Source organism: Streptomyces sp. NPDC034111, assembly GCF_055575375.1.
The window spans coordinates 126,021-140,299 of sequence record NZ_JBVIST010000004.1 but is presented as its reverse complement, the minus strand read 5'-3'; the positions used below and the strand labels follow the sequence as shown (position 1 = coordinate 140,299).

9 protein-coding genes and 1 tRNA gene are annotated in these 14,279 nt (G+C 72.8%); 6 read left to right on the top strand and 4 right to left on the bottom strand.

Annotated features, from left to right (window positions below):
- Positions 1-33 precede the first annotated feature (33 nt).
- A tRNA-Gln gene (locus ACZ55A_RS12705) sits at positions 34-106 on the bottom strand.
- Between the two features lie 8 nt (positions 107-114).
- Positions 115-909 carry a helix-turn-helix domain-containing protein gene (locus ACZ55A_RS12700; protein WP_468838230.1) on the bottom strand — a complete coding sequence of 265 codons (795 nt, stop codon included), beginning with the start codon at positions 907-909 and terminating at the stop codon, positions 115-117.
- 156 nt (positions 910-1,065) lie between these two features.
- Between ACZ55A_RS12700 and ACZ55A_RS12695 the strand changes: the two genes are divergently transcribed.
- Positions 1,066-2,478, top strand: a complete 1,413-nt coding sequence (locus tag ACZ55A_RS12695; protein ID WP_468838227.1) for a sensor histidine kinase — start codon at positions 1,066-1,068, stop codon at positions 2,476-2,478.
- 247 nt (positions 2,479-2,725) lie between these two features.
- On the opposite strand, the gene ACZ55A_RS12690 is transcribed toward ACZ55A_RS12695, so the two are convergent.
- Positions 2,726-3,286: an SUKH-3 domain-containing protein gene (locus ACZ55A_RS12690; protein ID WP_468838224.1), complete on the bottom strand. Its 561-nt coding sequence runs from the start codon at positions 3,284-3,286 to the stop codon at positions 2,726-2,728.
- Positions 3,287-3,294: 8 nt separating this feature from the next.
- A complete protein-coding gene (locus tag ACZ55A_RS12685) occupies positions 3,295-3,807 on the bottom strand; it encodes a YwqJ-related putative deaminase (RefSeq protein ID WP_468838222.1) in 513 nt (170 codons plus the stop codon).
- 297 nt (positions 3,808-4,104) lie between these two features.
- Between ACZ55A_RS12685 and ACZ55A_RS12680 the strand changes: the two genes are divergently transcribed.
- From ACZ55A_RS12680 to mfd, 5 genes are all read left to right on the top strand, one after another.
- Positions 4,105-5,112 carry an SMI1/KNR4 family protein gene (locus ACZ55A_RS12680; RefSeq protein ID WP_468838219.1) on the top strand — a complete coding sequence of 336 codons (1,008 nt, stop codon included), beginning with the start codon at positions 4,105-4,107 and terminating at the stop codon, positions 5,110-5,112.
- A 5-nt stretch (positions 5,113-5,117) separates the two neighbouring features.
- Positions 5,118-8,045, top strand: coding sequence for an SUKH-4 family immunity protein (locus tag ACZ55A_RS12675; protein ID WP_468838217.1), 2,928 nt, complete (start codon positions 5,118-5,120; stop codon positions 8,043-8,045).
- A 348-nt stretch (positions 8,046-8,393) separates the two neighbouring features.
- Positions 8,394-9,275 carry an LCP family protein gene (locus ACZ55A_RS12670; RefSeq protein ID WP_468839126.1) on the top strand — a complete coding sequence of 294 codons (882 nt, stop codon included), beginning with the start codon at positions 8,394-8,396 and terminating at the stop codon, positions 9,273-9,275.
- A gap of 100 nt (positions 9,276-9,375) precedes the next feature.
- Positions 9,376-10,392 carry a cellulose-binding protein gene (locus ACZ55A_RS12665; RefSeq protein WP_468838214.1) on the top strand — a complete coding sequence of 339 codons (1,017 nt, stop codon included), beginning with the start codon at positions 9,376-9,378 and terminating at the stop codon, positions 10,390-10,392.
- A 219-nt stretch (positions 10,393-10,611) separates the two neighbouring features.
- A complete protein-coding gene (mfd, locus tag ACZ55A_RS12660) occupies positions 10,612-14,154 on the top strand; it encodes a transcription-repair coupling factor (RefSeq protein WP_468838212.1) in 3,543 nt (1,180 codons plus the stop codon).
- The last annotated feature ends 125 nt before the right edge of the window (positions 14,155-14,279 follow it).

Here is a 14,279-nt window from a genome sequence, read left to right as displayed (position 1 = left end):
TCAGGACCCGGACTTTGCCTGGTGCGGCACGTGCTCCCCCGCAAGGATTCGAACCTTGTCCTGCTGGTACCAAAAACCAGTGTGCTGCCAGTTACACCACGGGGGACCGGCGCGTCAGACCTTACCCGAGACCTGGTCGTCTGCGGGGGCGCCTGCCCAACCCGAGATGCCCCGCCACCACCCTTCCACCTGCCGATACAAGCGGGCGCTGTTCGTTACGTAGATCCTCAGGCAGCCGCGGTAGGACGGTCCCCGGTTGAGGCGGTTGGTGCCGGGGTTGTCCTGGCGGATACTTGGCCTGAGGAAGTCCTCGGAGGGCACGCCGGTGATCCCCGACCAGAACCCGGTGGCCTCGGCCAGGTCGGCCGAATCATGGATGTGCAGACTGCACCGCATGCGGTGGCGCTCAACCCCCAGCAGTTCCAGCCAGCGCACATACACCTGGATCATGCGTGGGTCGCTGTTGACGAACGTGAGGCTCTCCCTGCGTGCGTACGCCTTGTCCTTGGATCCTTCCGCCCAGTAGAGCGCGGCTCCGATCAGGAGCAGTTCGCGGTCGTTGAGTTCTCCGATCTGCTGCGAAGCCCCGTGCGTGAGTTGCCGGCGCTCCTCGTCCCGCCCTGCACGAAAGGTGCGCTGCGCCGCTTCCAGCCGTTGCATCTGCGCGACCTTGGTCCACCGTGGCGGGGGCTTCGGCAGGTCGCGGACCCATGCCGAGATCGAGCTCTTCGAGACGCCGAGCTCGGCTCTGATTTCGTCGTAGGTCATCCCCTGTGCCCGTAGGGCGCGAGCCTTCAGCCGCAGGTCATCCTTGGCGTTGGGGCGCTTGGTCCACGCGGGAGGCGGCTCGTCGACGGCTTGGGGGCGTAACGCCTCGTAGTCGGGGGGTTCCCGATGGGTGTGCGGCATGGGAACAGGGTGGCGCGTACACATGTGCCGAAGGGGCGAAAATATGGGCGATTCAACAGTTCGAGGGATAACCCGGGGTAACGGCTGGTAATGGGCCAGACCAGTGACTCGTCACGGGACGGGGCAACGGGGGCGAGCGCCCGTAGGCTGGTCCGTATGACCACGACGGGGGCAAGTCAAGAAGTGGGCGCGCGGGGTGCACCGGTGGGCGGGCCGTGGTGGTGGGCCCGCCGCCGGAGTGCCGTACTGGATGCGTTGTTGGCGGCGGCTTCGGCACTGGAGTGCATGGCCGAGGGGTCGCGGTTCGCGCAGGAGGCGCAGCTGCCCGGGTTGCTGGGTGTGCTGCTCGGACTGCTGGTGGGGCCGGTGCTGCTGGTGCGGCGTCGGTGGCCGGTGGTGGTCGTGCTGGTTTCGATAGCGGTGATGCCTGCGGAGATGGGCGGGCTGCTGAGTGTGGTGGGGCTGTACTCGCTCGCCGCGTCGGATGTGCCGCGTCGGATCACGGCGTTGCTGGCGGGGATGACGGTGGCGGGGACGTTGGTGACGACGTTCCTCAGCGTGCGGCAGGACGTGGCGGCGCAGGAGGACTTCCATCCGCCGATGTGGTTCGTGCCGGCGATGGCGCTTGCGCTGGGGCTGGTGCTGACGGCTCCGCCGGTGCTGTGGGGGCTGTACATCGGGGCCCGGCGGCGGCTGGTGGAGAGTCTGCGGGAGCGGGCGGACGGTCTGGAGCGTGAGCTGTCGCTGCTGGCGGACCGGGCCGAGGAGCGGGCGGAGTGGGCCCGTAACGAGGAGCGGACCCGGATCGCGCGGGAGATGCACGATGTGGTGGCGCACCGGGTGAGTCTGATGGTGGTGCATGCGGCGGCGTTGCAGGCGGTGGCGCTGAAGGATCCGGAGAAGGCGTCGAAGAATGCGGCGCTGGTCGGTGACATGGGGCGTCAGGCGCTGACGGAGCTGCGGGAGATGCTGGGGGTGTTGCGTACGGCCGAGGGGACGGCGGTGCGGGGTGCCGCGGGGTCGGATGCGCCGGAGCGGCTTGCGGCGGTGGCGTCGCGGGCGCGGGTGACGTCGGGTGCGCGGTCGGAGACGGTGGTGGCGCGGTCTGCGGAGTCGGCGAGGCCCGCGGTGGCGGTGGCGGAGTCGGAGCTCGAGGGGCCGTGTCTGGCCGATCTGGGGGATTTGGTGGGGCAGTCCCGGGCGGCCGGGATGACGGTGGAGCTGTCGGTGGACGGGGCCGGGGAGGGCGCCGGGTGCCGGTATGCGGCGCGGGTGGAGCAGACGGTGTACCGGGTGGTTCAGGAAGCGCTGACGAATGTGCACAAGCATGCGCCGGGGGCGCGGGCGCGGGTGCGGCTGGCGCACCGGGAGGGTGAGCTCGCGGTGCAGGTGGAGAACGGGCCGTGCGAGAGCGGCGCGGCGGACGCCGGTCTGCCGAGCGGCGGCAATGGCCTGGTGGGGATGCGGGAGCGGGTGACGGCGTTGGGCGGCGTGTTCGTCTCGGGCCCGACCGACTCAGGCGGCTTCCGCGTCTCGGCGGTTGTGCCGGCGTCCGTTCCTACGGGGTGACCCTGCCGTACCGGACTCTTCCCCCAACTCTTCCCCCGACTCTTCCCCCTACGGGCGGGGGCGCCTGACCGGCGGGAGGGGGCGGGCCGGAGGGGTGGGGGTTTCCGGACGTAAAGCGAAGCAGTCCGGAAACCCCCACCCGGAGGTCCGCCCCCGCCACCACCACGAACCGGGCGCCCCCGGCCCACACACCCTTCTCCGCTCCCGCCGAAGGCGGGGGAATGACCACAGCAACCCCCACGGCGGGTCAGCCGGCAACGTGGGAGGCCACCAGCCGCGCCGGCTTCGTTCCCAGTACCAGCACCCCCAGCGCCGTATCGATGTCCGGTCCGAGGTACCAGTCGCCGGTGTGGTCGAGGCTGTAGATGCGGCCTTCGGTGTCGATGGCGAGGGTGGCCTGGCCGTAGGTGGTGCCGTCGGGGTCGGTGAGTTCTTCGCGTCCGAGGGGGGCGACGTCGGTGTCGAGGGCGCGGCCGAGGTCGCCGAGGGTGCGGGCGAGGTGGAGGCCGTGCAGGGGGTCGATGGTGAAGGGGGTGGGGGCGATGTGGCGGCCGGGGCCGGGGCCGGTGATGTGCAGCCCGCCGAATTCGGCCCAGGCTTCGACGGCGGCGGGGAAGACGGTGTGGCGGTGGCCGGCGGGGGAGGTGTGGGCGCGGAGGGTGTCGGCCCAGTGTTCGGCCTGGTGTATGTCCCAGCGGCCGGGCTGCCAGCCGGCTTCCTGGAGGGCGACGTCCACGGCGGCGGGGAAGCGGGTGGAGCCGGTGCGGTCGTGGGCGGGGGTGCGGTGGCCGGGGGTGGTGGGCGGCATGGTGGCGGTCAGCTTCCTGTGGGGGTCGCGCCGATGGGCATGACGCCGAAGTGGGCGAGGAGCGCGTCGCAGGAGCGGCAGGGCGGGGCGTAGCTGCCGTGCTGGGGGTCGCCGTCCTCGCGGATGTGGCGTGCGGTGATCTTGGAGTGTTTCAGGGAGCGGCGGGCTTCGCCGTTGGTGAGGGGTTTGCGGGAGGCGCGTTTGGAGCGGTTGGCCTCGACGGCGGTGAGGTGGCGGGAGAGCAGGACGGCTTCGGGGCAGCGTCCGGTGAAGCGTTCGCGTTGGGCGGTGGCGAGGGTGTCGAGGAAGTCCTGGACGAGGGGGTGCAGGACGGGGGGTTGTTCGCCTTTGCTCGCGGTGCAGGTGAGGGTTTGTCCGCGTACTGACAGGGCGGCGCCGATGGTGGGGAGGATGCCGTCGCGGCGGTGGCGGAGGGCGGGTGCGCGATGGGTGTCCGCGGTGCCGCTCCAGCCGACGCGGGGGTCCCCGGCGTCGGTGCCGTGCCGTGCAGTGGTGCTCATGGTGGTGCTTTCCCTCCCTGCAATCCCCCGGTTGCGGGGGATCAGCCTGCCAAATGTGCTGGGTGTTGTGGTAGTCGGGCGGGCTGTCGGTGATCTCACGCGGGGCTGACGGTGTGTCGGCTCGCGGATAACGCGGCTGGTGGGCGGGGTGGTGCGCGGGGGGCTCGGAGGTGGTGGGGCGGTGGGTGACGTCGGTGTGTCGCGGGGCTGACGGGCGGGGGGACGGGGGCGGCGGAGGGTGTTGCGGTACGGCATAGGCTGTGCCCCAAAGCCAGCTTCAGCCAGGGGGCAACCGCGATGACGACAGGTCGGCCAGGGCTGGGGGTTCCACCCGGCCCCCAGGCGGCGGGACATGCCGCGCCACCGAATTCGGCCTATGCCGGGCAGGTCGTGCATTTTCCGGACCCGGTGCGTGCCGCGCGGTACCCGGCGGGGGTGCGGATCGACGGGCGGGGTTTCCCGGAGTTCACGCCGTATGCGCGGGCCGCGGTGGAGATCGCCGAGCCGCCGGAGGGGTTCGGCGTCGATGAGCTGCGGCTGACGGACTATGTGTCGGCGAATGCCGCGCTGCATGCGCAGGGGCATGAGCTGTGGGTGGATGTGCCGGCGGTGGCGACGCCGCACGGCTGGACGTGGCATCACGTGGCCGGTACGCGGCGGATGGAGCTGGTTCCGGTCGAGGTGAAGGCGCTGTTGCGGCATCACGGCGGGCTGGCGACGGCGGCGGTGGCGCACGACAAGCGCGGGACGCGGCCGTTGCAGGAGACCCGGCCGGTGCATTTCGGGCTGCCGCACCGTGATCTGGCGGTGGGTGAGGAGCAGGTGGCGCAGGCCGAGGAGGCGTTGGGCTATCGGCTGCCGGGGGCGTACCGCTCGTTCCTGAAGGCGGCGGGTGGCTGTGCGCCGGTGGGTGCGGGGCTGGATGCGGAGTTGGGGCTGCTGGTCGACCAGCCGTTCTTCACGGTGCGCGATGACGCGGCGGTCAACGACCTGGTGTATGTGAACAAGTGTCTGCGCGACCACTTCACCAAGGACTATCTGGGGGTGGCGTTCGTGCAGGGCGGTGTGGTCGCGGTGAAGGTGCGCGGCGAGGCGCTGGGTTCGGTGTGGTTCTGCCCGTATGACGATGCGCGGGATCAGGACGGCTGGACGGTGCAGGAGCGTGTGGAGCGGCTGCTGTTGCCGTGTGGCGCGGACTTCGACGAATTCCTCCAGCGGCTGGCGGGCAATCCGCCGGAGCTGGAGACGGTGGCGAATCTGATGGTGGACGGCGGCTTCGCGTATGCCGTCGCGGTGGGGGGCTGATCGCGGTGGTGACGTTCGCGCAGGCGCAGGAGCGCGCGGAGCGGTGGGTGAACGGCGAGGTGCCGCCGCCGCTGCACCGTGAGGTGCGGGTGCGGGAGTTCGATCTGGGCTTTGTGGCCTGGGCGGAGGACCGGGAGGGCGGTCCGGCGACGGATGGCGGCCGGGCCCGGATGGTGATCGCGCGGGACAGTGGGGAGACGACGCTGTGGCCGGGGTTGCCGGTGGGTGAGGTGATCCGCAGGTACGAGGAGGAGTACGGCGCTGCCGCGGACGGCGGGTACGGCGTGGCCGAGCCGGCGCCGCAGCGGATCGATCTGGAGGCCACGTCGTTCCTGCTGACGCCACCGGAGTGGTTGCAGGAGGCGGCGGACGCGCGGGGTGTCCCGGACGGGCGGGCCGGCTCCGGTGGGGCGGCGGGCTCCGGTCCGGCGGCGCCGTCGGTGCCCGCGCAGGCCGCCCCCGGGCAGGCCCCGTCGGGCTCGGGGCCCGCGTCGGCCTCGGTGTCCTCCGGTTCGTCGGCCGCGGACGCATGGGCCGAGGTGAGCGTCAACGGGACCGAGGGCGGTGCCGGGCGGACCGGTGCGGGTGCCGCGGCCGGCTCCGCGGGGGCCGCCGGTGAGGCGACCCCGTGGGCCGCGGCGGACACCACCAGTACGGAGGCGGCGGCCGAGGACCGTTCGGTGGGGCTGCCGCAGACGGTCTTCGCGCCGCCGCTGGCCGGTTTCGACGAGGAGGACGCGACCCCGTCCACACCGCGTGCCCGGCCCGAAGCCAAGACCGAACTTCTGCACGGCGGCAGTCAGTTGCCGCGTACGCAGGTGGCGCCCGCGCTGGATCTGCCGGACGGGGCGGTGCCGGGTGACGGCCAGGCCGGGCAGGCGCGTCCGGCAGGCGGGCCCGGCGGCGCGCCGTTGCCGCCGCCGGTGCCGCCCGCGCCGCCGGCCGCCGCCGGTCTGCCGGATCTTCCGCCGCCGTCCGGGGCGCCGGTCACCGATGTGCCACCCCCTCCGGGTGCGGCCGGGGCCGGTGCGCCGGGTGTGCCCGGCCCCGGTGTGCCGCCGCCACCCGCACCGCCTGCGGGCGGTGGGGTGCATGCCGCGGCGACGATGCTGGCCGACGGTGCGTCGCTGCCCGGTAACGCGGCCGCGGGTCCGCCGCCGCCCCCGGGCGTGCCGGGTAAGCCCGGTGCGGGCCGCGCGGGCGGGCCGCAGGATCCCGCGGAGCGTGCGCAGGCCGGGACGGGCGAGGCCGAGGGGCGGCCGTCGGGTGGTCCGGCGGCGTCCGGTCCCGGTGCGCCCGGTGCGCCTGCCGGTGGTTATGTCCCGACGCAGCTGGTTTCGCAGCTGGACGGGGCGGATCTCGACCTCAGTGCGGTGGACGGGCCGGGCGGGGACCGGTCCGGTTCCGGCGACGGTTCCGGCTCCGGTGCCACGGGTGCTCCTGGTGCTGGTGGTTCCGGTGGTGGCGGGGTGCATGCCGCCGCGACGATGCTCGCCGACGGCGCGTCCCTGGCCGGCCTGGGCGCCAACGGGCCGGGTGGCGCCGCCGGCGGCCCCGGTGTGCCTCCGCCGCCGGCGCCTCCCGGGGTGCCCGGTGCGCCGAAGCCGCCCGGCCCGCCCGGTAAGCCCGGTGCGTCCGCCGGTGACCGCGGTCCCGGCGGTCAGGGAGGCCAGGGCGGTCCGCCCGCGCCGCCCGCCGCGCCCGTTGCGGGCGGCACCGGTGGCGGTGGTGTGCATGCCGCCGCCACGATGCTCGCCGGCGGCGCCGCACTGCCCGGCGGGCACGCTGGCCCTGGCGGTCCTGGCGGTCCTGGCGGTCCTGGCGGTCCTGGCGTTCCCGGTGTGCCGCAGCCGGCTCCGTCGGCCGGCCCCGGAGCCCCGCCCCCGGGGGTGCCCGGCCCGGGCGGCCCCGGTGCGTACGGCTATCCGCAGGCCCCCAGTGGCCAGCCGACGGTCGGCCCCGGCTATATGGCCGTGCTGAGCTATCGCGCGCCGGACGGATCGGAGCAGAAGATCGTGCGCCGCTCGGCGCCCGGTACGCCGCATCCGGAGTGGCAGCTGCTGCACGAGCTGCGCCAGATGAATGTGCCGCCGCAGCAGGTGCTGGAGCTGCACACCGAGCTGGAGAGCTGCGATCTGCCCGGCGGCTACTGCGCCCGGATGGTGCGGGAGAACTGGCCGCAGGTGCGGATCAGCCACACCGCCGCGTACGGCAGGGACCATGCCTCGCGTCAGCAGGGCGTACGGCATCTCGTCGAGCATCAGGGCGAGTTGCACCAGGTCGCGGACGGTCCGGCGCGGCCGGCGCCGGTGCGGGTGCCGCTGCCGCACCCCTCGCAGGTGCAGCCCGTGCCGCCGGTGCCGCCGCAAGTGATCGGGCAGGAGCTGGAGCAGGCCTTCGGCCCGCAGGGCATCTTCCGCTTCGACCAGCGGGCGGTCTCCCGGCACGGGGTGCCCGATGTGGTGGCGCAGATGCTGGTGTGGTCCGGGCTGCCGGTGGACTTCGGGCCGTTCTTCTGGGCGCAGGCGCAGCCGCACCGTCCGGTGCCGACGCTGGCGGAGCTGGCGGCGGAGCGCGGGGTGCAGCCGGCGTCGGATGCCGGGTCGTACCTGGTCATGGGCAACGACTTCGGCCGTCAGCTGTGCGTCCAGTACGGGACCGCGAACATCGTGGCGGTGCCGATGGAGGCTGCCGGGCCGGGCGGTCAGCCGGCCACGCCGCAGTTCGTGAACACCGGGCTGCCGGAGTTCGTGCGCTGTCTGGCGATGCTGGGCCGGATGTGGCGGCTGCGCTACGGGCTGACGCCGGAGCAGGCGGGCCGCTGGACCGTCGACTTCCAGGCGCAGCTGGTCGCGCTGGATCCGGCGGCGCTCGGCTCTCCGGAGACCTGGTGGTCGGTGCTGCTCGAGCAGATGTGGGACGGGCTGCTCTAGGGGGCGTCTTCCCGATCACGCCGGGCTCGCGAAGACACCCCTAGGGCCTGGTCCTCAGTCGGCGGGGCGTGGTCACGGTGTGTGCTGCGCCGTATCCGGCCTGGTCAGGGCGCTCGACCTGCGGGATGGGCCGGGCGCCCCGACCATGCGTATATGGGCCGTCCGATACCCCCGTCGTCGTCGACGCTCTATCGGGCCGGTGGGCCGCGGTGGCGGCACCGCAGGCGGGTCGCCAGGTCGTTGCGCGGGCCGGGGCGGCCGCGCAGCCGCTGGTCGTGGCTGGTCTGGCTGCTGGTGTCGCTGCTGGTGCTGGCCGTGGTGGCGGTGGCGGCCGGTGTCGGTCTGTACATGCGGGCCGGGCGGCAGCTGCGGCACACGGATGCGCTGGGGGAGTACGCGGGGCGGCCGGCCGCGGGCCGGGGCACGAACTGGCTGCTGGTGGGCTCCGACAGCCGGGCCACGCTGACCCCGCGGCAGCGCGAGGAGCTGCATGTCGGCAACCACCGGGTGCAGAACACCGACACGATCATGGTGCTGCACTCCGGTGAGCACGGCCCGTATCTGGTCAGCCTGCCGCGCGACAGTTACGTCCCCGTACCCGGGCACGGCAGCCGGAAGATCAATGAGGCGTACGCGGACGGCGGGCCGAAGCTGCTCACCCGTACGGTGGAACAGGCCACCGGGCTGCGGATCGACCGCTATGCCGAGGTGGACTTCCTGGGCTTCGTCCAGGTCGTGGACGCGCTGTCGGGCGTACGGCTGTGTCTGGACAAGCCGCTCGTGGACGAGCGGTCGGGCGCGGACTTCCCCGCCGGGTGCCGGCGGATGAACGGGACGCAGGCGCTGGCGTACGTACGGGCGCGGTACACCGACCCGGAGGGGGACCTCGGACGGGTGAAGCGGCAGCGGCAGCTGATCGGTGCGGTGGCGGACGAGATGGCCGGCTCCGACGTGGTCCTCGATCCGTCCCGGCTGACGCGGGTGCTGGACGCCTCGCTGGCGGCGTTGACCGTCGACCGGGCGGCGGGGGTGGGGCAGTTGCTGGACATGGGCTGGTCGATGAAGCGGATCTCCGAGGGGGCCGGGGCGGCGACGACGGTGCCGGTGCGGCGGCCGGGGGTGAGCGTCAGCGGCGCGGGCTCGGTGCTGCTGTGGGACGACATCGGGTCCAAGCGATTGTTCCAATCACTCCGCAACGATGATCCAATTCCGACTTCTGGCGATAAATGACGCATCCTGGTGAGGTGGGCCGGTAAGGAGTGCCGCGACGGCGCGGGTTCGCCACCGATCCAAAGAAAAGCGCGCGTAACTGCACAGAGGGGCTTGAGGGATGAGTGCACCGGTTTCGCCTCACGGGTTCGCGACCGTACGAGGGCGTGGTTACCGGCCGGAGGATGTGGACCGCCGCTACGAGGGGCTTTCGATCGACCGCGACTCCTGCTGGGAGCGCGCCGCACGGCTCACCGTTCTGTGCAACGAGATGGAGGCCGAACTCGCCGGGCTGCACGACTATCTGGCGAAGCTGCCGCCACAGACCTATGAATCCCTCGGCAGCGAGGCCCGGTTGATCCTCACCACGGCGGAGTCCGAGGCGGAGCGGCTGCGCGCCGAGGCGGAGGAGGCCGCCGAGCAGCTGCGGAAGGAGGCCGACCGGCACGGCCGTGAGGTCCGGGAGTCGGCGGACCAGGCCGCGTACGCGCTGCGCACCGAGGCGGACGAGCTGGCCCGGCGTACCGAGGAGATCGCGCAGGCCGACGCCGAGAAGCGGGTGGCCGCGGCGGCCGAGGAGGCGGAGCGGCTGCGCACCGAGGCGGCCGCGATGCTCGCGGAGACGGTCGCGAACACCGAGCGCATGGTGCACGACCAGGAGAAGCAGCAGGCCGAGGAGTGGGAGGCGGCCGGGCGGCAACTCGCCGCGCGCGCCACGGAGATGGACCAGCTGGTCGTGGAGCTGGACGCCCGCGGGCAGGCCCTCCTCGCCGACCACCGCCGGCTCTACGCGGAGGCCGAGGAGGCGGCCCGGCACCAGCAGGAGGACGCGGAGGACCGCGCCGCCGGACTGCTGGCCCAGGCGAAGGTCGAGGTGGAGCGCATCGAGCGGACGACGGAGCGGATCCTGCGCGAACACGGCGAGCAGCGCGAGGAGGTCCGCACCCATATGACCCATGTCCGCAACAGCCTGGCGGCGCTCACCGGCAAGGCCCCGGCGGCGGAGCCCGGCGACACCGCCGACGGCCGGACCACCACCCCCGGCACCGCCTCGGACGCCGCGCCCGCTCACGGCCCCGCGCACGACCCCGACAACGAGGACACCCTGGAGACCGAGCTGCCCCGGCCGCGCCGCTGACCGGCCGGGCCCGCCGGGCCCCCACCCTGCGCGACCAGGATGCGGAACGCCGTTTCTCGGCAGCTGGACTTCCCGGGCGTCCTGCGCGCCCGCCGGGCCGGGGCCCGGCTGCTCCGGCGGCAGGCTGTCGGCGGTCGGGCGTATCGTGGGCAGCCCCGCCCGTGTGCCGTTGCGGGCTGTTCGCGTTGTTCGCCTCGCTTGCTGGGACGGAACCTTTTCATGAGCCTGACTGGTCTGCTCGACGCCGTCGTACGGGACCCGGCGCTCGCCGAAGCGGTGCAGGCCGCGGCCGACGGACACCGTCCGCATGTCGATCTGGTGGGCCCGCCCGCCGCCCGCCCCTTCGTGATCGCCGCGCTCGCCCGCGAGTCGGAGCGCCCGGTGCTGGCGGTCACCGCCACCGGCCGGGAGGCCGAGGACCTGGCCGCCGCGCTGCGCAGCCTCATGCCCGCCGGCGAGGACAACTCCGTCGTCGAGTTCCCGGCCTGGGAGACGCTGCCGCACGAGCGGCTCTCCCCGCGCTCGGACACCGTCGGCCGGCGCCTGGCGGTGCTGCGCCGGCTGGCCCACCCGCGGACCGACGACCCCACCGCAGGACCGGTCTCGGTCGTCGTCGCGCCCATCCGCTCGGTGCTCCAGCCGCAGGTCAAGGGGCTGGGCGACCTGGAGCCCGTCAGTCTGCGCACCGGCGAGACGGCCGATCTCGAAGAGGTCGTCGACGGGCTGGCGGCGGCCGCCTACGCCCGGGTCGAACTGGTCGAGAAGCGCGGCGAGTTCGCGGTCCGCGGCGGCATCCTGGACGTCTTCCCGCCCACCGAGGAGCATCCGCTCCGGGTCGAGTTCTGGGGCGACGACGTCGAGGAGATCCGCTACTTCAAGGTCGCCGACCAGCGCTCCCTGGAGGTCGCCGAGCACGGCCTGTGGGCGCCGCCGTGCCGTGAACTGCTGCTGACCGAGCAGGTGCGCAGCCGGGCCGCCGCCCTCGCCGAACACCACCCGGAGCTGGGCGAACTCCTCGGCAAGATCGCCGAGGGCATCGCCGTCGAGGGCATGGAGTCGCTCGCGCCGGTCCTCGTCGACGACATGGAGCTGCTGCTGGACGTGCTGCCCAAGGGCTCGATGGCCGTCGTCTGCGACCCGGAGCGGGTACGGACCCGGGCCGCCGACCTGGTGGCGACCAGCCAGGAGTTCCTCCAGGCCTCCTGGGCGGCCAGTGCCGGCGGGGGAGCGGCGCCGATCGACGTGGGCGCCGCCTCGCTGTGGGGCATCGCCGACGTCCGCGACCGGGCCCGTGAGCTGGGCATGATGTGGTGGTCGGTGAGCCAGTTCGCCGCGGACGAGGACCTGGAGACCGACGGCGACACCCTCAAGCTGGGCCTGCACGCCCCCGAGACCTACCGCGGCGACACCCAGCGCGCGCTGGCCGACACCAAGCAGTGGCTGGCCGACGGCTGGCGCACGGTCTTCCTCACCGAGGCACACGGCCCCGCCGCCCGTACGGTCGAGGTCCTGAGCGGTGAGGGCATCGCCGCCCGCCTGGACGCCGACCTCCCCGAGATCTCGCCGTCCGTCGTCCATGTCTCCTGCGGCTCCCTCGACAACGGTTTCCTCGCCCCGTCGCTCAAGCTCGCCGTCCTGACCGAGACCGACCTCTCCGGGCAGAAGGCGGCAGGCAAGGACGCGGCCCGTATGCCGGCCCGCCGCCGCAAGACCATCGACCCGCTCACCCTCCAGGCCGGCGACTTCATCGTCCACGAGCAGCACGGTGTCGGCCGCTACATCGAGATGGTGCAGCGCACGGTCCAGGGCGCCACCCGCGAATACCTCCTGGTCGAGTACGCCCCCGCCAAGCGCGGCCAGCCCGGCGACCGGCTCTACATCCCCACCGACCAGCTGGAGCAGGTCACCAAGTACGTGGGCGGCGAGGCGCCGACCCTGCACCGCCTCGGCGGCGCCGACTGGACCAAGACCAAGGCGCGCGCCAAGAAGGCGGTCAAGGAGATCGCCGCCGACCTCATCAAGCTCTACTCGGCCCGGATGGCGGCCCCCGGCCACACCTTCGGCCCGGACACCCCCTGGCAGCGCGAGCTGGAGGACGCCTTCCCGTACGCGGAGACGCCCGACCAGCTCACCACCATCGCCGAGGTCAAGGAGGACATGGAGAAGTCGGTCCCGATGGACCGGCTGATCTGCGGCGACGTCGGCTACGGCAAGACCGAGATCGCGGTCCGCGCCGCCTTCAAGGCCGTCCAGGACGGCAAGCAGGTAGCCGTCCTCGTCCCGACCACGCTCCTCGTCCAGCAGCACTACGGCACGTTCACCGAGCGCTACGGCCAGTTCCCCGTCAACGTCAGGGCGCTCTCCCGCTTTCAGAGCGACGCCGAGGCCAAGACCGTCCTCGAAGGGCTGCGCGAGGGCTCCGTCGACCTCGTCATCGGCACCCACCGCCTGTTCTCCTCCGAGACCAAGTTCAAGGACCTGGGCCTGGTCATCGTCGACGAGGAGCAGCGCTTCGGCGTCGAGCACAAGGAACAGCTGAAGAAGCTCCGCGCCAACGTCGACGTCCTCACCATGTCCGCCACCCCCATCCCCCGCACCCTGGAGATGGCGGTCACCGGCATCCGCGAGATGTCGACGATCACCACCCCGCCCGAGGAGCGGCACCCGGTCCTGACCTTCGTCGGCCCCTACGAGCAGAAGCAGATCGGCGCCGCCATCCGCCGTGAACTCCTGCGCGAGGGCCAGGTCTTCTACATCCACAACCGCGTCGAGTCCATCGACCGCGCGGCGGCCCGCCTGCGCGAGATCGTCCCCGAGGCCCGCATCCAGACCGCACACGGCCAGATGGGCGAGTCCCAGCTGGAGCAGGTCGTCGTCGACTTCTGGGAGAAGAAGTTCGACGTCCTGGTCTCCACGACGATCGTCGAGTCCGGTATCGACATCTCCAACGCCAACACCCTGATCGTCGAGCGCGGCGACAACTTCGGCCTCTCCCAGCTCCACCAGCTGCGCGGCCGGGTCGGCCGTGGCCGCGAGCGCGGCTACGCCTACTTCCTCTACCCGCCGGAGAAGCCGCTCACCGAGACCGCGCACGAACGGCTCGCGACGATCGCCCAGCACACCGAGATGGGCGCGGGCATGTACGTCGCCATGAAGGACCTGGAGATCCGCGGCGCGGGCAACCTCCTCGGCGGCGAGCAGTCCGGCCATATCGCCGGCGTCGGCTTCGACCTCTACGTCCGGATGGTCGGCGAGGCGGTCGCCGACTACCGCGCCTCCCTCGAAGGCGGCGTCGAGGAGGAGCCGCCCCTGGAGGTCAAGATCGAGCTCCCGGTGGACGCCCATGTCCCGCACGACTACGCCCCCGGCGAGCGCCTGCGCCTCCAGGCCTACCGCGCGATCGCCTCGGCCGCCACGGAAGCGGACATCACCGCCGTCCGCGAGGAGCTCACCGACCGCTACGGCAAGCTGCCCGAGCCGGTCGAAAACCTCCTCCTGGTCGCCGGCCTGCGCATGCTCGCCCGCTCCTGCGGCGTCTCCGACATCACCCTCCAGGGCGCCAACATCCGCTTCGGCCCGGTGGAGTTGCGCGAATCCCAGGAACTGCGCCTCAAGCGCCTCTACCCCCGTACGGTCCTCAAGCCGGCCACCCGCCAGATCCTGGTGCCCCGCCCCACCACGGGCAAGATCGGCGGCAAGCCGTTGGTGGGGCGCGAACTGCTCGCCTGGGTGGGCGAGTTCCTCACGACGATCTTGAGTTGACCCGCACGTTTTCGGCTGGCCCGCCAATGGGATGACCCGCACGTTGTTGGCTGGCCCGCCAATCGGATGACCCGCACGTTGTCGGCTGGCCCGCCGTGGGGGTTCCTCTTCTTTCGCCTTCGGCG

Coding starts and splice junctions, on each gene's coding strand:
- ACZ55A_RS12700 (WP_468838230.1), bottom strand. CDS start 909: ATGCCGCACACCCATCGGGAACCCCCCGACTACGAGGCGTTACGCCCC.
- ACZ55A_RS12680 (WP_468838219.1), top strand. CDS start 4,105: ATGACGACAGGTCGGCCAGGGCTGGGGGTTCCACCCGGCCCCCAGGCG.
- ACZ55A_RS12670 (WP_468839126.1), top strand. CDS start 8,394: ATGCGGGCCGGGCGGCAGCTGCGGCACACGGATGCGCTGGGGGAGTAC.
- ACZ55A_RS12690 (WP_468838224.1), bottom strand. CDS start 3,286: ATGCCGCCCACCACCCCCGGCCACCGCACCCCCGCCCACGACCGCACC.
- ACZ55A_RS12695 (WP_468838227.1), top strand. CDS start 1,066: ATGACCACGACGGGGGCAAGTCAAGAAGTGGGCGCGCGGGGTGCACCG.
- ACZ55A_RS12665 (WP_468838214.1), top strand. CDS start 9,376: ATGAGTGCACCGGTTTCGCCTCACGGGTTCGCGACCGTACGAGGGCGT.
- ACZ55A_RS12685 (WP_468838222.1), bottom strand. CDS start 3,807: ATGAGCACCACTGCACGGCACGGCACCGACGCCGGGGACCCCCGCGTC.
- mfd (WP_468838212.1), top strand. CDS start 10,612: ATGAGCCTGACTGGTCTGCTCGACGCCGTCGTACGGGACCCGGCGCTC.